Source organism: Paraburkholderia atlantica (genome assembly GCF_000092885.1).
Lineage (GTDB): Bacteria > Pseudomonadota > Gammaproteobacteria > Burkholderiales > Burkholderiaceae > Paraburkholderia > Paraburkholderia atlantica.
The window spans coordinates 589,689-609,257 of sequence record NC_014118.1 but is presented as its reverse complement, the minus strand read 5'-3'; the positions used below and the strand labels follow the sequence as shown (position 1 = coordinate 609,257).

Annotated in this window: 18 protein-coding genes and 3 pseudogenes; 8 read left to right on the top strand and 13 right to left on the bottom strand. The window is 63.4% G+C overall.

Features of this window, described 5'->3' with window-relative positions:
- The first annotated feature begins 188 nt into the window (after positions 1-188).
- The gene (locus BC1002_RS18790; RefSeq protein WP_013091570.1) at positions 189-476 is read left to right on the top strand and encodes a DUF3331 domain-containing protein; all 288 of its coding nucleotides are present in this window, start codon (positions 189-191) and stop codon (positions 474-476) included.
- A 284-nt stretch (positions 477-760) separates the two neighbouring features.
- Entirely contained in the window at positions 761-3,346 is a 2,586-nt protein-coding gene (locus BC1002_RS18785; RefSeq protein ID WP_013091569.1) for an adenosylcobalamin-dependent ribonucleoside-diphosphate reductase, read from the top strand.
- Positions 3,347-3,412: 66 nt separating this feature from the next.
- Here the strand turns inward: BC1002_RS18785 and BC1002_RS18780 are convergent, their stop codons facing one another.
- From BC1002_RS18780 to BC1002_RS18745, 9 genes and pseudogenes are all read right to left on the bottom strand, one after another.
- Positions 3,413-3,706, bottom strand: a complete 294-nt coding sequence (locus tag BC1002_RS18780; protein ID WP_041734959.1) for a hypothetical protein — start codon at positions 3,704-3,706, stop codon at positions 3,413-3,415.
- Between the two features lie 87 nt (positions 3,707-3,793).
- Complete coding sequence (locus BC1002_RS18775) at positions 3,794-4,171, bottom strand: hypothetical protein (protein ID WP_013091568.1); 378 nt, start codon at positions 4,169-4,171, stop codon at positions 3,794-3,796.
- Between the two features lie 11 nt (positions 4,172-4,182).
- Complete coding sequence (locus BC1002_RS38955) at positions 4,183-4,545, bottom strand: hypothetical protein (RefSeq protein ID WP_238537992.1); 363 nt, start codon at positions 4,543-4,545, stop codon at positions 4,183-4,185.
- A gap of 791 nt (positions 4,546-5,336) precedes the next feature.
- Positions 5,337-5,564 (bottom strand): hypothetical protein, encoded by a 228-nt coding sequence (locus BC1002_RS18765; RefSeq protein WP_013091567.1) that lies wholly within the window; start codon positions 5,562-5,564, stop codon positions 5,337-5,339.
- 316 nt (positions 5,565-5,880) lie between these two features.
- A pseudogene (locus tag BC1002_RS18760) lies at positions 5,881-6,594 on the bottom strand (dimethyl sulfoxide reductase anchor subunit family protein); the annotation flags it as partial.
- 10 nt (positions 6,595-6,604) lie between these two features.
- A pseudogene (locus tag BC1002_RS36400) lies at positions 6,605-6,757 on the bottom strand (hypothetical protein); the annotation flags it as partial.
- Positions 6,758-7,016: 259 nt separating this feature from the next.
- Positions 7,017-8,015, bottom strand: coding sequence for an Ldh family oxidoreductase (locus tag BC1002_RS18755; protein WP_013091566.1), 999 nt, complete (start codon positions 8,013-8,015; stop codon positions 7,017-7,019).
- Between the two features lie 83 nt (positions 8,016-8,098).
- Positions 8,099-8,521 carry a cation:dicarboxylate symporter family transporter gene (locus BC1002_RS38950; protein WP_238538013.1) on the bottom strand — a complete coding sequence of 141 codons (423 nt, stop codon included), beginning with the start codon at positions 8,519-8,521 and terminating at the stop codon, positions 8,099-8,101.
- Positions 8,522-8,700: 179 nt separating this feature from the next.
- Positions 8,701-9,620, bottom strand: a pseudogene (locus BC1002_RS18745) (UxaA family hydrolase); the annotation flags it as partial.
- Between BC1002_RS18745 and BC1002_RS18740 the strand changes: the two are divergent.
- Together BC1002_RS18740 and BC1002_RS18735 are read left to right on the top strand one after the other, a co-directional pair.
- Positions 9,555-10,322, top strand: coding sequence for a GntR family transcriptional regulator (locus tag BC1002_RS18740; protein ID WP_049870273.1), 768 nt, complete (start codon positions 9,555-9,557; stop codon positions 10,320-10,322). The pseudogene BC1002_RS18745 and the gene BC1002_RS18740 overlap by 66 nt on opposite strands.
- Positions 10,323-10,437: 115 nt before the next feature.
- Positions 10,438-11,916 carry a sensor domain-containing diguanylate cyclase gene (locus BC1002_RS18735; RefSeq protein WP_013091563.1) on the top strand — a complete coding sequence of 493 codons (1,479 nt, stop codon included), beginning with the start codon at positions 10,438-10,440 and terminating at the stop codon, positions 11,914-11,916.
- Positions 11,917-11,973: 57 nt separating this feature from the next.
- Here BC1002_RS18735 and BC1002_RS18730 read toward each other — a convergent pair whose 3' ends face one another.
- The 3 genes from BC1002_RS18730 to BC1002_RS18720 all read right to left on the bottom strand — a co-directional run bounded on the left by BC1002_RS18730 (position 11,974) and on the right by BC1002_RS18720 (position 14,449).
- Positions 11,974-12,276 (bottom strand): putative quinol monooxygenase, encoded by a 303-nt coding sequence (locus BC1002_RS18730; protein WP_013091562.1) that lies wholly within the window; start codon positions 12,274-12,276, stop codon positions 11,974-11,976.
- Between the two features lie 104 nt (positions 12,277-12,380).
- The gene (locus tag BC1002_RS18725) at positions 12,381-13,781 is read right to left on the bottom strand and encodes a heavy metal sensor histidine kinase (protein WP_013091561.1); all 1,401 of its coding nucleotides are present in this window, start codon (positions 13,779-13,781) and stop codon (positions 12,381-12,383) included.
- A complete protein-coding gene (locus BC1002_RS18720; RefSeq protein WP_013091560.1) occupies positions 13,778-14,449 on the bottom strand; it encodes a heavy metal response regulator transcription factor in 672 nt (223 codons plus the stop codon). The genes BC1002_RS18725 and BC1002_RS18720 overlap by 4 nt, the downstream gene beginning before the upstream one ends.
- A 234-nt stretch (positions 14,450-14,683) precedes the next feature.
- Here BC1002_RS18720 and BC1002_RS18715 point away from each other — a divergent pair, with 234 nt between their 5' ends.
- From BC1002_RS18715 to BC1002_RS18705, 3 genes are read left to right on the top strand one after another with little or no spacing between them, the layout of a single operon-like run.
- Positions 14,684-15,325, top strand: a complete 642-nt coding sequence (locus BC1002_RS18715) for a DUF5666 domain-containing protein (RefSeq protein ID WP_013091559.1) — start codon at positions 14,684-14,686, stop codon at positions 15,323-15,325.
- A 43-nt stretch (positions 15,326-15,368) separates the two neighbouring features.
- Positions 15,369-16,019 carry a cytochrome b/b6 domain-containing protein gene (locus BC1002_RS18710; RefSeq protein ID WP_013091558.1) on the top strand — a complete coding sequence of 217 codons (651 nt, stop codon included), beginning with the start codon at positions 15,369-15,371 and terminating at the stop codon, positions 16,017-16,019.
- On the top strand, positions 16,016-16,822 hold the full coding sequence (locus tag BC1002_RS18705; RefSeq protein WP_013091557.1) for a molybdopterin-dependent oxidoreductase: 807 nt from the start codon (positions 16,016-16,018) through the stop codon (positions 16,820-16,822). Before BC1002_RS18710 ends, BC1002_RS18705 begins: the two co-directional genes overlap by 4 nt.
- On the opposite strand, the gene BC1002_RS18700 is transcribed toward BC1002_RS18705, so the two are convergent.
- Positions 16,819-17,787 (bottom strand): AraC family transcriptional regulator, encoded by a 969-nt coding sequence (locus tag BC1002_RS18700; protein ID WP_013091556.1) that lies wholly within the window; start codon positions 17,785-17,787, stop codon positions 16,819-16,821. The two genes, BC1002_RS18705 and BC1002_RS18700, sit on opposite strands and share 4 nt — an antisense overlap.
- Positions 17,788-18,110: 323 nt before the next feature.
- Here BC1002_RS18700 and BC1002_RS18695 point away from each other — a divergent pair, with 323 nt between their 5' ends.
- Positions 18,111-19,163, top strand: a complete 1,053-nt coding sequence (locus BC1002_RS18695; RefSeq protein WP_013091555.1) for an NAD(P)-dependent alcohol dehydrogenase — start codon at positions 18,111-18,113, stop codon at positions 19,161-19,163.
- Positions 19,164-19,569: the final 406 nt, after the last annotated feature.

Below are 19,569 nucleotides of genomic sequence, written 5' to 3'. Positions count from 1 at the left end.
ACACAGCGTTGCAAAAATGCACATTATTAAAAACTCACATAAAAAACGCTTGCGACGCCCGCCATTTCAGCCAATCGAAAATGTCAAGTGTGATTATTGCGGATTCCGGAACGGTGTTTCAACGATGACACAATGGCTATCCGGCGCGCACAGGACTAAATTCGGCACTCCACAATACGGAGTCGATGATGACCCTGGAGTCCATCCCCCTCGACGGTAGCAATGGTGTACGCATCGAAATTCTCGAGAGCTCCGACACGACGCTGGTGATCCGCTGGGTCGAGCCGGGCCGCTGCCACTACGGTGAGCAGCGCTGGCGGCGCCGCTCGGCGCATTCTTCCGGTACCTGCGCGGTGTCGCGCCGCAAAATCCGTCGCGGTGACCCGGTGTTCAAGCCGGCCGAGCGTCCGGCGCCGTCGAATGCATCCGCGATGATCTGCGCTGAAATTCTCGAACCGCTGCTCGAAGCGGCCTGACGCACGGAACGTTCCCGAGTCCCGCGGGCGGAACGCAGGGTTCGATCCGTTGCCCTCGCGGTCGATCTCCCTACTGCCCACACGCCCTTAACGATCGCGTGCCCGGCCGCCGCGGCATCGTATGATGCGCCGCCGCGCCGGCCCCGCTCCCGGTTGCCGCCCCGCGCCTCGTGCGTTAAGGTGGATTCGTTGCGCCCGCCCGACCGCCGGCTCGCTATCCGGCGCAGGCTGCGCGCCTTCCACCACCGCGCCGCGCCCGCCGCGACGCCGTTTGAGGGCCGATCATGGCAGAAGACACGCCGCAAACCCGCGCGGCCACCGCCGCTTCCACGCCTCCCGCTTCCCCTGCTCCTCCCGCTTCGCTGATCCCGCCGCAGCAGTTCTCGCTCGACGTGCTGCTCGAAAAGTACGCGAAAGGCGACGAGCAATCAGCCGACGATGTATACCGCCGCGTCGCGCGCGGCGTTGCCGAAGCCGAGCCGCCCGAGTTGCGCGCGTCGGTCGAGGAACAGTTCGTCGACAATATGCGCCACGGCGCGCTCGGCGCGGGCCGGATCATGAGCGCGGCGGGCAGCGGCATCGCCGCGACGCTGATCAACTGCTTCGTGCAGCCGGTCGGCGATTCGATCCAGGGCGTCGATGAACAGGGTTTGCCTGGCATTTACGTGGCGCTGCTGCAGGCGGCCGAAACGATGCGCCGCGGCGGCGGCGTCGGCTACAACTTCTCCGCGATCCGCCCGAAGGGCGCGCGGGTTCACACGACCAGCTCGGCCGCCTCGGGCCCGTGCAGCTACATGGACGTGTTCGACGCATCGTGCCGCACCGTCGAAAGCGCGGGCTCGCGGCGCGGCGCGCAGATGGCGGTGCTCGACTGCAACCACCCCGACCTGCTCGAATTCATCGAGGCCAAGCACTCGAAGGGGCGCTGGAACAACTTCAACGTATCGGTCGGCGTCACCGACGAATTTATGCGCGCGGTCGAGAACGAGGAGCCGTGGCAACTGGTCCATCGCGCCGAGCCGTCGCCGGCGCTGCGCGCGGCCGGCGACGTGCGGCAGCGCGAGGACGGCCTGTGGGTCTATAGCGAACATCCGGCGCGCGCGATCTGGGATCGCATCATGCGCTCGACGTACGACGTCGCCGAGCCCGGCATCGTGTTCATCTCGCGGATGAACGAGGACAACAATCTGCGCGCGGTCGAAACGATCCGCGCAACCAATCCGTGCGGCGAGCAGCCGCTGCCCGCCTACGGCTGCTGCAACCTGGGGCCGCTCAATCTGACGCGCTTCGTCGTCGATCCGTTCGCGCAGTTGCAGGGCCGTCAACCGTCGTTCGACTGGGACGGCCTCGCGCGCCGCACCCGCACGCAGGTGCGTTTTCTCGATGACGTGCTCGACGTCACGCTGTGGCCGCTGCCCGAGCAATACGCCGAATCGCGCGCGAAGCGGCGCATCGGCGTCGGCTTTACCGGCCTCGGCGATACGCTCGTGATGATGGGCCTGCGCTACAACTCGCAGGAAGGCCGCGATTTCGCGGTGCGCATCGCGCGGTTGATGCGCGACGAAGCGTATCGCGCGTCGGTCGAACTCGCGAAGGAGCGCGGCGCGTTCGAGCTGTTCGACGCCGCGCGCTACCTGGAAGCCGGCACGTTCGCGTCGCGCCTGCCCGACGACCTCAAGCAGGCGATCCGCCGCGACGGCATCCGCAACAGCCATCTGCTGTCGATCGCGCCGACCGGCACCGTGAGCCTCGCGTTCGCGGACAACGCGTCGAACGGCATCGAGCCGGCGTTCTCGTGGACCTATACGCGCATGAAGGTGATGGCCGACGGCGGCCGCGAATCGTTCGACGTCGAGGACTACGCGTACCGGCTTTATCGCGAGCTCGGCGGCGATGTGACCAGGCTACCGGACTATTTCGTCAGCGCGCTGCAGATGTCCGCGCGCGATCATCTCGACATGATGGCGGCCGTGCAGCCGTACGTCGACACGTCGATCTCGAAGACCGTCAACGTGCCCGCCGACTATCCGTTCGACGCGTTCGAAAGCCTCTACTTCGATGCATGGAAAAGCGGGCTGAAGGGCCTTGCCACCTATCGGCCGAACGACACGCTCGGCGCGGTGCTGAGCGTGTCGTCCGCGCAGAGCGACGACACGCTCGCCGAGATGGACCAGGACCCGCTGCGGATCGCGATCGATCATCGGCCCAGGGGCGAATTGCCGGCGATCATCGAGAAGGTTGAGTATCTGACTCAGGCGGGCAAAAAGTCCTTGTATGTCGCGGTGTCGTTCATCGAGGTGACGGGGCGGCTCGGCGGCGAGGACGTGACGATCGAGCGGCCGATCGAGTTCTTCATTCCGGTTGGTCAGCGCGACGAGTCGCAGCAGTGGATCACCGCGACGATGCGTTCGCTGTCGCTGGCCGCGCGCGGCGGCTTCGTCGCGCGCAATCTGCAGGATATGCGCAAGGTGTCGTGGGACCGCGGCCAGGTGCGGCTTGGCGACGTGCAGCGTCTCGACGGTCATCGCGCGCCGCGCTGGCACGATTCCGAAGTGGCGGCGCTCGCGTTCGCGATCCAGCAGATCCTGTATCGACGCGGCTTTCTCGACGCCGAGGGCAATCAGGTCGCGTCGCGGATGCTCGCGCGTTTGCCGCGCGGGCAAATGAAAACCGATCTGGCGCTGTCCGCCGATTTCGGCCTCCGTGCGAATCCCGCCGATAGCGCTGACACGTTGCTGCAGCCGAACGGCACGCAAGGGCTGCACACGATGCTCGGACGCAAATGCGCTTCATGTGGCGCGAATGCGGTGATTCGCAAGGACGGCTGCGATTTTTGTACCGCGTGCGGGGAGGTGGGGGCGTGCGGGTAGTGTGAGGTTGGGAGCGAGCGGCGTGGAAGTGAGTACCCCCATAAGGTCGCAAAGCGACCGTGGCAACTAGTCCAGGCCGCGAGGTCCGAAGAGGTCGCACTCAGCCGCCGCGTCGACCCGGGCTGAAACGATGCGACTGCTGTTCCCCCCGCCGAGATGAATGCAGGATTTTGGCTCGACGACGTGCAGGATAGTTGCCCTGCCAGCAAGCTCTTTTGGGCTTGTCGCCCACTCGACAAAATTCCAGTTTAAATCTTCGTCCCCGTCGCGCATCTGGTCACGAACAAGGTTGATGTGGCCTATCAGAAGACTGACCTGCTCGAACAGCGCTGCCCGATGAATGAAGAGTCGGCGGCGCATGTATCCGGCATGGCGGGTTGATTGTAGAAGCGGTCGAAGAGAGGGGCACAAAAAGCCGAGTTGTGAGGGGCGGCATATTCGTCTCCACTATGCATGTTCCCGGATGATGAACGAATCGAACTCTATAGCGATCGCAAAGCCGGCAGTCGGATGCAAATAGACAATGTGTTGAGCTGTTCTTTTACCCGGCAATGAGCAGTTCAACAGATTGCGTGCAAGTGCTTCAACTTGCGTGTTCGGCCGTGCCCTCTCCATCGACAGCACGATATTGACTGTACCGCCGTTCTCGAGGCCTAGACGAGTCACTCCTTGAAAGGTGGCTGTGACTCGACGCGCACCGAGTTTGAGACCCAGAATCAATGTGTCAGGACAAGTCAAGTCAGATTCATTTTGTAGCAGGATGCTTTCGACATGCCAGTCATGGAAGTAATCATACGCGTGGAGCGTTGCGTCAATATCTGTCACAGTTTGCCTCACTAAGGGAGAATTGAAACGGGCCAACCTTGATCGCGCACGTTGCGATCCCAGTTATGTGCATGCGGATTAGGCTGCCCGTGGTGGGAATCAAAGTCTATGTCAACCGCTGCCGAGCCATTAGAATCAAACATGCGCCATTGCTTCTTCATACCGGGGCCGCTTTCAATCCAAGAGTTCGGATTACCGGTCATGTTAGGAATGCCAGCAACTTCAAATGTATCGCCATCGGCGGAATGCGGCTGAAAGTGGAACGGCTGCGCATCGCCCAGCAGCGCTGATGCGGCTCTATCGCGAGTTCTGGCTGCGCGCGCAGCGTTCAGCCGGGTTTGCCAAGTGGCTGGATCGTACTGGACAGACAGCACAGATTCGCCGTCCGGGTTACTGCCGATCCTCGCTACGGGATTCCTTAACGGCGTGCTGCTGTAGGGTGACGGAAACAGGCTATTACGCGGACCTCTAATGGCAAGCAGTTTGCCCCGGCGAACCTCTTCGAGAAGAGCAACGATGACCCGCCAGCCATCGGTGTCAGGGTTGCGGTGCGCGCGCTATGGAAAAACAGCCAGCCACTCTTCTGGATACGCCTGACCAGTTTCCGGTCCTCCTCCCACTTCCTGTGATTCAGTTCGGCAATCTCAAAAAATTCCCGGGTCTCCGCCCTGGCCTTCTGACGGTCTGCTGCCTTGCCGAGGCACGCTTTATAGTGCCACTCGTCACAGATGACATAACAGGAACCCGGTGGCCGCTGGCAGAACAGCTCCACGGAGTGCATCTCAAATACGGACAGGGACATAGGTGTGTCGTTGGCCTATCTGAAGTCGCTGCCGGAGTTGACAGCAGTCAGATAATTACCGTGCGACAGGCAGTCCGTACATGGGCGATCGCCCAAAATCTCCTCGGACTTCGACGAAACAGAAAAAAAGCGCTGTCCACCGGCGCATGGGCCGGAATGGAGTGCTACGGGAAGCGTTTTCAGCCGATGTTGAGCTTGATACGACCGGAATCGTGCTCCGGTTGACAGGGAACACCTGAGGGTGTTGATTATCACCCGCACACACATGGCCGTTCTTCGCGCCCGCAGTGCAAACGCTCCCGGAAAGGACTCGCGATGCCAATCTACGGCTTTTCCAGCCGCTAGCGGCACTCGCGCCGCAGGTTAGTCACGCGTTGCCGTCTGCGTCAATGCAGCGCGTACGTCGGTGAGTGCATCCTCGAACGGACCAAAAATGCAAACCTGGGCAACGGTTGAGAGACCGGCGAACTGTTCCGCGACTTCTTCGAGACTCAACAACCCCGCCAGCGCGTGCAATTGATCGATGCGAATAACAGCAGTGTCGGGAGTCGCGGAATCCCTCTGCGCTGAAGAGTGCAGAAAATCAGCCATGACGCCGCCTCATCACGTTGCCGTACTCGTCGATGCAAGCAAGCACGGCGGCGCGCTCGGCTTTGTGCGTCTTCTGGAATTCCACTTGCGCATCGCCGCCGACGCTCGGGCCCCGTCAACACTTCCATCACTTCTTGCTTGTTGTTAGTCAAAAACACAGCCTTATGAAAGTGGAACACTGTGTCCGGCGATTCGGGGGCCGCTCCATAGGGAACCGGAAAACTTGCTGTGCAAGCACCGTTCCTCCCGCTGCTGCCATTTCAGCTTATGCGTCAAGCCGCAGTGGAAGTCCGGCGCGCTCATCGAAGGCTACGCTTCACCCCACCCTCGCGTAATACAGATTCTGCGGATGCTTCGCCTCGGCGAAGAAAAACCAGCGCTCCGCCACGAGCCCCGCGTACTGCACGAGACAGGCCGCGGCCAGCACGCCGAACGACGCGCCAAGCGAACGCAGCCCCGCGCCGAGGACGATCAACGCGACCGGCACGACGAACGCGCCCACGAGAAAGCCCCATTTGACACCACGCAACGTCCGCGCCGATTAGCCGTGAAAGAACTCGCGCAGATTGAACGCACCGGCGGTGAAGCCTCGTGACACTTGCACGAGTTTCGGATTGCGGATGCCGGTCGCACTCTGCACCGTCGATTTCGGCCGCAAGCGCGCATTGCGCAGCAGCGACGCCGAGCGGCTCGCGCAGCCGGCGAGCGTCAGCATGCACGCGCAGATCGCCAGTCCCATCGTCAGCTCGGGCGCGAACCAGGCGCTCAATGCGGTCGCGAGCGTCGCGCCCGATGCGCAGCCGAGCAGCACGAAGTTCACCAGCGTCAGCGGCGTCGCCCACTCCTGCAGAAAGCGCAGGCACGCATAGATCATCGCGGTGCAGACGAACAGCGCGGCGCTAGCGAGCACGCCGAGCCAGCCGAGCGCGAGTGACCACGGCGAGCCGAGCCAGTGCGCGACGCCATACAGGAACGCGCAGGCGAGAAACGCCGGCAGGCATAGGCATTCGCGCGACAGCCACGAGGCGCGCGGGCCACTACTGCTTCATGATGCCGAAGGCACGCTTCGCGCAGATGACGCCTTGATTCAGCGGATGCTCCGGATTGCCGTCGATATAGCGCACCTCGCCGTCGCGCAGATGCACGCGGATGCCGCAGCGGCATGCACACCTATAGCAGGTGGTGGTCTTGATATCGAGCCGTTCGTTCTGCGTGCGGGCGTGGTGCTCCTGACCATCTCCGTCGCTGCTTCCAGTGGGCCGAAGCGCGGGTCATACGCGCTGCTCATACGATATCGATCAATCGTATTCGCGCCTGCCTCACAAGGGAAATCGCGATTTGCGACTAAAACTATCCGACGCACCGATAGTTGCGGTTTCGCCTTCAGCTATGCGCCTCTTTCGTTCCGGTGTCCAGTTGCATCGGACCGGTTGCGTACGCTGGGACGCTTGTTCAAGCGCAGCCCTCCAGTTGCGCGATCAGCGCATCCGGAATGTCGACGCCGTCCTCGTATGCCGCCTGCGCAAGCTGCTCTCTTCGATAACCAGGCAAGCGCACGTCATCGTCCATCAGCATCATCTCGATCAGCGCCTCGACGCGCGACAGATACGCGTCGTCGCCGGCCAACGCGCCCGGATCGATCGCCCAGAACAGATGGCCGATGCGCGAGCGCTCCCCCTCCTCGGTCAGGAACGAGCCCGCTTCGTAGCCGAAGTTCGCGCCGGTCAGCGCGGCGGCCAGCAGCTCGACCACTAGCGCCAGCATCGCGCCTTTCGCGCCGCCGAACGGCAGCATCATGCCGTCGAGCGCGGCGCGCGCATCGGTGGTCGGCAGACCATCTCGCGTGGTCGCCCAGCCTTCGGGGATCGGCTTGCCATCGCGCGCCGCCAGCGCGATCTTGCCGCGCGCGATCTGCGATAGCGCGAGGTCGATGACGAGCGGCGCGCCGTTGCGGCGCGGAAACACGGCGGCGATGGGGTTGGTGCCAAAGAGCGCGCGGCGGCCGCCCCACGCGGGCATCGCGGCCGGCGAATTGCTGAACGCGAGCGCGACCATGCCGGCTTCGCCGAGCGCGGCCAGATGCGCCGCGCCAACGCCGAAATGATGGCTGCGGCAGATGCCCGCGACCGCGCTGCCGTACTGCCGGGCGCGTTCGGCGAGCGTCGCGACCGCCAGATCGCAGGCCGGATAAGCAAGGCCGTCGGCGCCGTCGATCAACACGGCCGCGCCGCGATCCGCGACGATGACGGCTTGCGCGGCCGGATCGACGCGACCGTTGCGCAACTGTGCGCAGTACATCGGCAGACGCGATACGCCGTGCGAAGACAGGCCGCGCATATCGGCATAGACGAGCGCGCGCGCCGTCGATTCGGCGGTCGCCGGCGACGCGTCCGCGCGGCGCAACGCGCCAATCGCAAGCGCGGTGAGCGCGTCGGGAAACAGTCGGGCCATCGGGTATTCCTTTCCTTGGTTCTATTGTCGGCAGCGCATCACTTTGTCATTGCCGCGGTGAAGCATCAAGTCCGGCATTGCCGTCAATGCCGCTGCGACGCGATCCTCACTTCGCCGCCTTTTCGTACAACCCCGTTGCACGAGGCCGGCTGGATTCTTCCTCGCGCGCCTGCTCCGCTTGCGCCGCCTGCGGCTCGCGCACCGGCTGCGCCAATACCTGCCACCAGCGTCGCGACGACGAGGCCGAGCACCAGCGCGATGCTGGTGACGATCTCGAAATACGGCAGCGTCTTGAAGCCGACGCGGCTCACCTGCTTCAGGCTTTGCATGCGCGCGATGCCCACGGAAACCGTGCAGAAGATCACCAGCGTGATCAGCATCTTGATGAGGCGAATGAAGGTGTCGCCGAGCGGTTCCATCTGCACGCCGAACACGGGCGCGAAATGACCGACGAGAATGCCAGCCGCAAGTCCGATCAGGACCTGCACATAGAGATGTTTGAGCACGCGCAAGATGGTGTCTCCTCCACTCGCTGCTGCCAGATATCGAGCCGGCGCCACTGCCGCATGAGCTGCCGGTCACGGGGGGCATTGTTGGCCGCTTCTGCCGTGCCGGCATGCGCCGGAAAGGTGGGGACCGCGGCGCGCGAGCCGTGCGGCTCGCCGCGGCGGCCGGGTTGCCCGCGTCAGGCGCTTTCGAACAGACGCGTCAGGACGAACTCGCGATGACCGAGCGCTTCGGCCGCGGTGAAACGGCCGTTGATCGTGGCCATCATGCATTGGAGCAGTTTGTCGCCGCTCTGGTCGAGGTTTTGCTCGCGCTGCAGAATGCCGGTCACATCGACGTCGATATGCTCGCCCATCGTGCGGACCGTGCGCGGATTCGCGCAGATCTTGATGACCGGCACGATCGGATTGCCGATCACGTTGCCCTGCCCCGTCGGAAAGAAATGCACGACGAAGCCCGATGCCGCGCACAAGGTCACCATCTCGGCCGCGGCCGACGACGAATCCATGAACCACAGTCCCGAATGCGTCGGCTCCTCGGCTTTGTCCAGCACGCCGTCGACCATGCACTTCTTGCCGATCTTCTGGATGTTGCCGAGCGCCTTTTCCTCGATCGTCGTCAGGCCGCCCGCGATATTGCCCTTGGTCGGCTGCGACTCGGACAGGTCGTCGGTTTTCCAGCGATTGATCATGTCCTGATAGCGGTCGAACATGAACTGGAAGCGCTCGCGCACGCCGTCGTTCGCGCAGCGCGCGGCGACGATCTGCTCGCCGCCCGTGAGCTCCGAGGTCTCGCCGAACACGAGCGTGGTGCCGAGGCCGTACAGTTTGTCGAACGCGTTGCCGACGGTCGGGTTCGAGCCGCAGCCCGACGTGGTGTCCGACTCGCCGCACTTGGTCGACACCCATAGCTCCGAGATCGGGCACGCCTCGCGATCACGACCACCGCCGCGACGTTCGGATTGCTGCCCGCGCCGATCAGCGTGCGGAAATGCAGTTCGAGGTCGGCGCCGAATTGCAGCCGCCCATATGGATGCGGCAGCGCCATGGTCCCCTTGATGTTGTGTTCGACCGCCTGCGCCGCGGCATTGAAGAGGTCAAGAGCGCGATTCTCGCGGCACTCGCGGCCGGCGAATGGAAAGGCGGCGAATGCATTCCTTCGGAAAAGCGCCTCGCCGAACGCTTCGGCGTGTCGATCGGCACGCTGCGCAAAGCCATCGACGAACTGTGCGCCGAGAACATTCTGATCCGCCATCAGGAGCTCGGCACGTTCGTTTCGATGCATCAGCGCGACCGGCACTTCTTCCGCTTCTTTCGCATCGTGCGGCGCGGCGGCGACAAGGCCTATCCGGTCGTCACGCTGATCGGATTCAAGAAGGCGCGTGCGTCGCGCGAGGCGGCTGCCGCGCTCGGCATCGACAGCGGCGCGCGCGTGCTGCGGTTCGTCAACGGGCTCGCGCTGCACGGCAAGACCGTGCTGATCGAACATATCACCGTGCCCGAAGCGCTGTTTCCCGGCTTGACGGAAAGCAAGCTGCGCAACCGGCCGAACACGCTGTACAACTTCTATCAGGACGGTTTCGGCATCAACGTGGTCGAGACCGATGAGCGTGTGAGCGTTGCGCTCGCCAATGAGCTCGAAAGCGCGCAGCTTGGCGTCGAAGTCGGCGCGCCGCTGCTCGAGATTCGGCGCATCGCGTACTCGTATCACCGTAGTGCGGTCGAACTGCGCATTTCGCGGCTCAATACAGAGGAGTACGAGTACATCGGCACGCGCGCGGCGCGCGACGATCAGAAATAACGGACCACGGTCACTCGCCACGCACATCTGCGCAAAAACGACAGGCCAATCGTCTTTCATTTTCTGCCGGCGCCAACCTGTCTAAAATAGCCGCACTTCCGATTCCGAGAACCTCATGCTGGATACCCTCACGAGCGGCGCCGCCCCCATCAACGACGACTCCGGAATGTTCGAACTCGCGCCGGTGTCGTTGTGGCTCGAAGATTTCAGCGGCGTGCGCGCGTTGTTCGATGAATGGCGAGCCGCGGGCGTGACCGATCTGCGCGCCCATTTCGCCGAAGACCCGCGCCGCGTTGCCGAATGCGCTCACCGCATCCGCGTGATCAAGGTCAATCGGCAGACGCTCACGCAATTCGAGGCCGCCGATTTCGACACGCTGACGAGCAATCTCGCGTCGGTGTTCCGCGACGACATGCTAAAAACGCACCTCGAAGAGCTGTGCCAGCTCTGGGCCGGACAGTCGAACTTCACGAGCCACACCGTCAACTACACGCTCGGCGGACGGCGCCTCGACGTGCTGCTCAAGGGCTCGGTGCTGCCCGGTCACGAGCAACGCTGGGACCGCGTGCTGGTGTCGACCGAAGACATCACCGAGCTCGAAGGCGCGCGGCGCCGCGTCGTGAAAGCGGAGGAATACGCGCGCGGGCTCTTCGAACATTCACCGGTATCGCTGTGGGTCGAGGATTTCAGCGCGGTCAAACGCCTGCTCGACGGCGCGCGCGCGGCCGGCATCAACGACTTCCGCGTGTTTACCGACGTCCATCCCGAGTTCGTCGAACGCTGCATGGCGGAAATCCACGTGCTCGACGTCAACCACCACACGCTCGGGATGTTCGGCGCGAAGGACAAGAAGACGCTGCTCGCCCGCCTCGCCGATGTGTTCCGCGACGATATGCGTCCGCATTTCCGCGAGCAGTTGATCGACCTGTGGGACAACAAGCTGTTTCAGCAGCGCGAGGTGCTCAACTATTCACTCGACGGCAACGAGGTTCACGTACACCTGCAATTCTCGGTGCTGCCCGGTCACGAGCGGGACTGGGACCTCGTGCTCGTCGCGCTGACCGACATCACCGCGCGCAAGAAGGCCGAGGCCTACCTCGAATTCCTCGGCAAGCACGACGTGCTGACCAAGCTGCGCAACCGCTCGTTCTACGTCGACGAACTGAACCGGCTGGAACGCAAGGGACCGTGGCCCGTCACGATCATCATGGCCGATCTGAACGGCCTGAAGCGCGTGAACGATCAGCTCGGCCACGCGGCCGGCGACGCGCTGCTGCGGCGCGCCGGCGAAGTGCTCGCGAAGGCGATGGAGTCGCCGTTCCACGCGGCGCGCATCGGCGGCGACGAGTTCGCGATCCTGATGCCCGATACCGACGAGCGCGGCGGCGCGGCAATGATCGACGCGATCCGCCAGCTGGTCGAGATGAACAATCAGTTCTATCCGGGCTCGCCGCTGAGCTTCTCGATGGGCGCGGCGACCTGCCAGCGCGGCGATCGGCTCGAAGCGGGCGTGCAGCGCGCCGACCTGCTGATGTACGAGGAAAAGCGCGCGCACTACGACGCGCAGCCGGCCGTGGACGCGGCGGCGAAATAACGGCCGAGGGCGTCAGACGTTCGCCACGCCGGCGCAACGCTCGACGCTCAACCTCACTCAGCCCGGCAGCTTGGCCGCCAGCACATCCAGCTTGACGATGCTCGGCGGCGACGCGAATAGCTCGCCCGCCTTCTCCATCAACGCGGCCGCGACCTTGCCGTTCAGATGTGCGTTGCGACCGGCTTCGTCGTCGAATGCATCGAAAATGGCGTACGTCGACGGACCGAGCTTAAGACCGAACCACGCTGCGGTGGCCGGCTCCTGCTCGACGAGCGGCAGGCCGCCGAGCAAAAACGCCTCGACTTCCTTTTCCTTGCCGGGCTTGGCTTCCAGACGGACATACAAAGCGAGCTTGACCATGATGCGACTCCTGGTGAGTTCGGCAGCGAACGGTCCTTTCAAAGCGCTTTGAAAAGTATAGGCGGCGTCGGCTGAAGCGGCGCCGGACCTAACGCGCGAGCAAGTCACGCGGCCGGAAAGCGCAGCTCGAAACGCACGACGCCCGGCAGCGGACACACCACGCGCGCGCTGCCGCCATGCAGATGCATGATCGCCTTCACGATCGCGAGCCCGAGTCCGTTCGATTCGGTGAACGCGCTGCGCGCCGCGTCGCCGCGATAGAAGCGATCGAACAGCCGGTCGAGTTGCGCGGCCGGAATCGGCTCGCCCTCGTTTTCGACTGTCACCAGCGCGCCCGCCTGGTCCTGCGCGCCGCGCAGGCGCACGATGGTGTCGCCCGAGCCGTAACGCACCGCGTTGACGACCAGATTGTTGATCGCGCGGCGGCACAACATCGGATTGGCCGACGCGATGCCCGCCGCGTCGACTTCGAAACGCATGCCGCGCTCATCGGCCAGGCCTTCGAAATAGTCGGCGATTCTGACGAGCTCCCCATGCAGATCGACCGGCTGCCGTTCGATCGACAACGCCGCATGATCCGCATGCGCGAGAAACAGAATGTTCTCCGCGATATGGCTCAGGCGATTCAACTCCTCCAGATTCGATTCGAGCAGTTGCTGATACTCGTCGGGTTCGCGCGGCTGCGCGAGCGCCACCTGGGTCTGGCCGACCAGCGCGCCGACCGGCGTGCGAATCTCGTGCGCGAGATCGGCGGAAAACTGCTGCAGACGTTGGTAGCCGTCGGCGAGACGATCGAGCATCGCATTGAACGCGTGCGTAAGCTGACGCAGTTCCACCGGCGCCGCTTCGTCGTCGAGCCGCACCGCCAGGTTTGTCGGGCTGATTTGCGCGGCGCGCGCGGCGATCTCGCGCACCGGGCGCAGCGCGCGGCGCAACACGCAGTAAGCGAGCAGCGTCGCCGCCAGCATGCCGGTCAACGTCGCCAGCACGATGCGGTTGCGGTACTCGGCCAGCATGCGCATTTCGTGCGTCATCGGATGGCCGGCGATCACCTCGACTTCGGCGCCATCCTCGCGCGCCGTCGCGGTCGCGATCGCCCAATGCACCGGCACGCCGTCGGGTAGGCGCGTCCGCCGGACGTCGGTGGCGCGCGGCGGATTGCCTGCCGGCATGACCGGCAGATCAGGCACCGCGAGCCCGCCCGGATTCACGTCGACGAACGGCGCTTCACCCGGCCGGCGAAAGATCAGCACGTCCTCTTCCGCGCCGAGCATCGTCTCGAACAGCAGCGGACGCTTTTTCAATTCGCTGACCGAGTAAAGGTCGTGCACGATGCGGCTGAAATGCTCGACGCGGCCGCTCAGCACGACATCGGCGCGGCGTTGCAGCGCGACTTCGGCGGAATGATAGAAATACGCGCCGAGCGAACCGATCACCGCGCAGGCGATCAGCGCGAACAGCAACGTGGTGCGCGCGATCAGCGAGCGTTCGGTCCAGAGTTTCATGCGCTGTCGCCGAACGTGTAACCGATGCTGCGCACGGTGTGAATCAGCTTCTTCTCGAACGGGTGATCGACCTTCGCGCGCAAGCGCTTGATCGCCACGTCGACCACGTTGGTGTCGCTATCGAAGTTCATGTCCCACACTTCCGACGCGATCTGCGAGCGCGACAGCGCTTCGCCCTCGCGGCGCACCAGCAGATGCAGCAGCATGAACTCCTTGTTGGTCAGCGGAATGTCGACGCCTTCGCGCGTGACCCGGCGGCGCAACACGTCGAGCTTCAAGTCGGCGACTTCGAACACGTCGCTTTCGCGGATCACGCCACGGCGCAGCAACGTGCGAATGCGCAGCACCAGCTCGGTAAACGAAAACGGTTTGACCAGATAGTCGTCGGCGCCGAGTTCGAGACCGCGAATGCGGTCGCTGACCTGATCACGCGCGGTCAGGAAAATTACCCGCAAATCGCGTCGCGCACGCAACGCCCGCATGATTTCCCAACCGTCGATGCCGGGCAGCATCACGTCGAGCACCACCAGTTCGTAGTCGTGCTCGAGCGCCAGATGCAGGCCGTCCGTGCCGGTGCGCGCGAGGTCGACCGCGTAGCCGTTCTCGCGCAGACCCTTCTTCAGATAGTCGCCGGTTTTCGGATCGTCTTCGATAACCAGAATGCTCATGATGCTCGCCGCTCCTGCGCACGATTCGACCCGCAAGGCCGCGCTCGCGCGCGCAATAAACGCCTGACGGGAGCGCTCGAAAAAACCTGCGACGCTCCCCCGGCGGCCATTCTACGTGGCCGCCGTCGGCCATTGATGACGTTTTTGTCATCCTCCCGTCACCGTGATGAGCCGATGCGGCGGCTAGTCTGATAGCACCGTCCACCACGCTGCATCCCTTCCTGGAGTTGCCTGATGAAGACCCGCATGAACAACGCCCGCGCGCGCACGCTGCGCGCCCTCGCCGTCCCCGCACTCGCCGCCGCGCTGTTCGCGACGACGTTCGCGGCTTTGGCCCAGACTGCCGCGCCGACCGGCGTGCGCGGCACGGTCACGTCGCTGTCGGGCGATCTGCTCAAAGTCCACACGCGCGACGGCCAGGACGTCGACGTGAAACTCGCCGCCGACACGCCGATTCGTGGCGTCACGCTCGCCAACGTCGCCGACATCAAGCCGGACAGCTATGTCGGCACTGCCGCGATTCCGCAGTCCGACGGCACGCTGAAAGCGCTCGAAGTGCATGTATTCCCGCCGAGCATGCGCGGTTCGGGCGAAGGTCATCGTCCGTGGGATCTCGGCGCGAACAGCACGATGACGAACGGCACGGTCGGCTCGCTGGTGGTCAGCAACGGCCGCACGATCACCGTCAAGTACAAGGACGGCGAGAAGAAGATCGTGATTCCGCAGGACGTGCCCATCGTCAGTCTGGAGCCGGGCAGCCGCGCGCTGCTGACGCCCGGCGCGAAGGTCGTGCTGTTTGCGCACAAGGAGGCGGACGGCTCGATGGCGGCGAATTTCATTTCGGCCGGTGAGCATGGCGTAACGCCGCCGATGTAAAGCGGCATGTGGTTCATCTTCAACCCTCTCGTTTTTGAAGCCAATGCCCGACTCGCAAGCAGCTCTGATCGTTCATCCTCTCCTGGTTCGTGTGACGCACTGGATCAATGCGTTCGCGATGGTCTGCATGGTGATGAGCGGCTGGGCGATCTATAACGCGTCGCCGATCTTTCCGTTCCGGTTTCCCGTCTGGGCGACGGTCGGCGGATGGCTCGGCGGCTCGATCGCATGGCACTTCGCGGCGATGTGGCTGCTGTGCGTGAACGGGCTGCTGTATCTCGCGCACGGCGTCGCGAGCGGCCATTTGCGTCGCAAGCTGCTGCCGGTGCGTGCCCGCGACGTGGCGCGCGATGCGGCGCTCGCGTTGCGCTTCAGACTGCCGCACGAGACCGGCAGGTACAACGCCGTGCAGCGCGCGCTGTATCTGCTGGTGCTGGTGCTCGGCGTGCTGCTCGTCGCATCCGGACTGTCGATCTGGAAGCCGGTGCAATTCTCGTGGCTGACCACGCTGTTCGGCGGCTTCGATTTTGCGCGGCGCGTGCATTTCGTCGCGATGGCCGGCGTGGTCGGCTTCGTCGTCGTGCATCTGCTGTTGGTACTGCTGGTGCCGCGCACCTTGCCGCCGATGTTCACCGGACGCGCCCGGCATGGCACGCACCGAATCGATCAAGCCCCCCAGAGGACTCGCGCATGAGCGCCCCGCAACGAACCGACACGGCGAACGATACGCACGCCAATACAGAAGACGCGCGCCGCCCACGCATCGTGCTTGCCGAGCACCGGCCGCAAATCGAGCAATTGCAACGCCGTCTATTTCTGCGCTCGTCGCTATCGATCGGCGCCCTCGCGATGCTGTCCGGCTGCAACCTGCAGGACAACGATTCGGTCGACAAGGTGCTATGGGCGATGTCGCGCTGGAACGATCGCGTGCAGGCGTGGCTGTTCAATCGCAACAAACTCGCGCCGACCTATGCGGCGCGCGATATCACCGATCCGTTTCCGTTCAACGCGTTCTATCCCGAGTTCGATGCGCCCGATATCGACGGCTCGACCTTTCGGCTCGAAGTGTCGGGGCTCGTCGCGGACAAACGCAGCTGGAGTCTCGAGCGGCTGCGCACATTGCCGCAGGTTTCGCAGATCACGCGTCACGTGTGCATCGAAGGGTGGAGCGCGATCGGACAATGGAGCGGTGTGCCGTTTCGCACGTTTCTGCAACTGATCGGCGCCGATCTGAGCGCGCGCTACGTGGGCTTCAAATGCGCGGACCGCTATTACTCGAGCCTCGACATGGCGACCGCGCTGCATCCGCAAACACAATTGACGCTCGATTTCCGCAACGCGCCGCTGCCGGCCAAATACGGTTATCCGCTGAAGCTGCGCGTGCCGACCAAACTCGGCTTCAAGAACCCGAAGCATATCGCCGCGATCTTCGTGACCAACACGAACCCGGGCGGTTACTGGGAAGATCAGGGCTACAACTGGTTCAGCGGGCTTTAGACCGCGGTCACATAACGCGGCACCGGCTTGTGTGCGCGCGGCAGCGGCGCATCGTGAGCGGCGCGCATGCGCTTGACCTCGTCGCCGGGACTCAGGCCGAATAGCCGTTTGAACTCGCGGCTGAACTGCGACGCGCTTTCGTAGCCGACCCGCGCGGCAGCCGCGCCCGCATTCAAGCCATCCTGCACCATCAACAGACGCGCGTGATGCAGACGCGTGGTCTTCACGTACTGCATCGGCGACGTCGCGGTGACCGCCTTGAACTGCGCGTGAAACACCGCGAGGCTCATGCCGGCCTCGGCCGCGAGCGTATCGACATCGAGCGAGCCGTGGTAGTCCGCATGGATACGCCGCAGCGCCTTCGCGATGCGGCCAAAATGATTCTGATGCGTGAGCGCCGCGCGGATCGCGCCGCCCTGCTCGCCGGTCAGCACGCGATAACAGATTTCGCGCACGATGCCGGGCGCGAGGATGCGCGCATCGAGCGGCGATGCGAGTGCTTCCATCAGACGCTTCACTGCGCCGCTCAGCGCGGGATCGAGCGGCGTCGAGTAGATGCCGGCCGGTTCGTGCTGCGCGATACCCTGGGTCTCGTTGAGCGCCATCAGCAACTCGGCGACCATCGTCAGATCGACGCGCACGGAAATGCCGAGAAAAGGCTCCTGTTCGCTTGCCTCGGTCTCGCATTCGAACGGCAACGGCACCGACAACACCAGGTACTGCTGCGCGTCGTACTGGAATATCTGATCGCCGATAAAACCACGCTTGCGTCCCTGGCAGACGATCACGATACTTGGCTCGTACATCACCGGCCTGCGCGCCATCGGCTGATTCGCGCGCAGCAGGTCGACGCCTTCGAGGCTCGAACGCGTGATGCCGGCATTCGGCGCGAGCAGATTGAACAGTTCGAGCACGCGGCGCTGCGCCGCATCGTTCGTAACGGAATCGACAGCTTGAGTGGACATGACGATATGGTGACAGCCAGGAGAATAATGCCTGGAATTTAGCACCAAACAGTCTATCGCGCCGCCCTTCCAGAGTTTTAGGCAAATCTTCAAGACAATCAGGTATTCCGCGACGGGTACCGGACTCCTAATATGGGAACCCTGCCGGATCGCCCTTCTCGCCGCGTGCAGCGTGCTACGGTCATTGGCCAACGCGAATGTTGGTCACCGATGCCCGCTCCCCGATTCCGGTTCATGCTGCGGCCCGCCGCATCCGCAACCTGGTGTTGCGTATCGCCAGCGCGTCGCATGTTGCACCATCACCCTCTTTGCTGGAGCTACCCATGAGCACGACGTATGCCTATGCAGCGACCGACGCCACCACGCCGCTCGCCCCATTCGAATTCCAGCGCCGCGCACCGCGCGCCCATGACGTGCAGATGGAAGTGCTGTACTGCGGCGTGTGCCATTCCGACTTGCATCAGGCGCGCAACGAATGGAAGAACACGATGTACCCGGTCGTGCCGGGCCACGAAATCGTGGGCCGCGTGACCGCGGTTGGTTCGAACGTAACGAAGTACAAGGTCGGAGAACTGGTCGCGGTCGGCTGTCTGGTCGATTCGTGCCGCACCTGTTCGAGCTGCGCGGAAGGTCTCGAGCAGTATTGCGAGAACGGTTGGGTGGGCACGTATAACGGTGTCGATCGCGTCGACGGACAGGTCACGTACGGTGGCTATTCGACGCAACTGGTCGTCGACGAGGCGTTTACGCTGCGCGTTCCGCAGAATCTCGACCCCGCGGGTGTCGCGCCGCTGCTATGCGCGGGCATCACCACGTATTCGCCGCTACGCACGTGGGGCGTGGGCCCGGGCAAGAAAGTCGGGATTGTCGGCCTCGGCGGACTCGGCCATATGGGTGTGAAGCTGGCTCGGGCGATGGGCGCGCATGTCGTGCTGTTTACGACGTCGCCGTCGAAGATCGAGGATGCGAAGCGGCTTGGCGCGCATGAAGTCGTGGTTTCGAAGAATCCGCAGGAGATGGAAGCGCATGTGAATAGCTTCGATTTCATTCTCAATACGGTGGCTGCGCAGCATGATCTGAATCCGTTTTTGAATCTGCTGAAGCGAGATGCCACTATGACCTTGGTCGGTGCGCCGGAGCATGATCATCCGTCGCCGCAGGTGTTCAATCTGATCTTCAAGCGGCGGCGCCTTGCTGGGTCGCTGATTGGTGGTATTGCCGAGACGCAGGAAATGCTCGATTTCTGCGGGGAGCATGGCATTACTTCTGATATTGAAATGATTCCGATGCAGAAGATCAATGAGGCTTATGAGCGGATGCTCAAGAGCGATGTGAAGTACAGGTTTGTGATTGATATGGATTCCCTGCGGAAATAGTTGCTTTTTTTGTCCGCGCAGCGGGTGGCTTTTTTTGCGCCTGCGGCGCGGGGTTTTGTTTGTCGTTGTGTTTTTTTGCCTTCGCTCTTTTTCTGTGTTCTTAGGGTGTTGGCCTTTCCTTGTTGTCTTGTCGGTCTATTGGCGTTGCCCCTGTGCTGGGCGGCACCTACTTTCTTTGCTGCTGCAAAGAAAGTAGGCAAAGAAGACAGCTCAAACCGCTAACTCTTAAGCGGGTCCCTCAGTCCGCATGAGGTAGTGGTGCATCTGGAATCTGTCGTCTCGCACATTCCGCGTTATTGACAAGGCAGTCATACCTCCGGCGGCGCTGCGCGCGCCGAAGCACTGTTCTCAAACCATTGGTTGTTTCGGCGCCTCACCGAGGCGCCGCCGATGGCCCCACTAACAC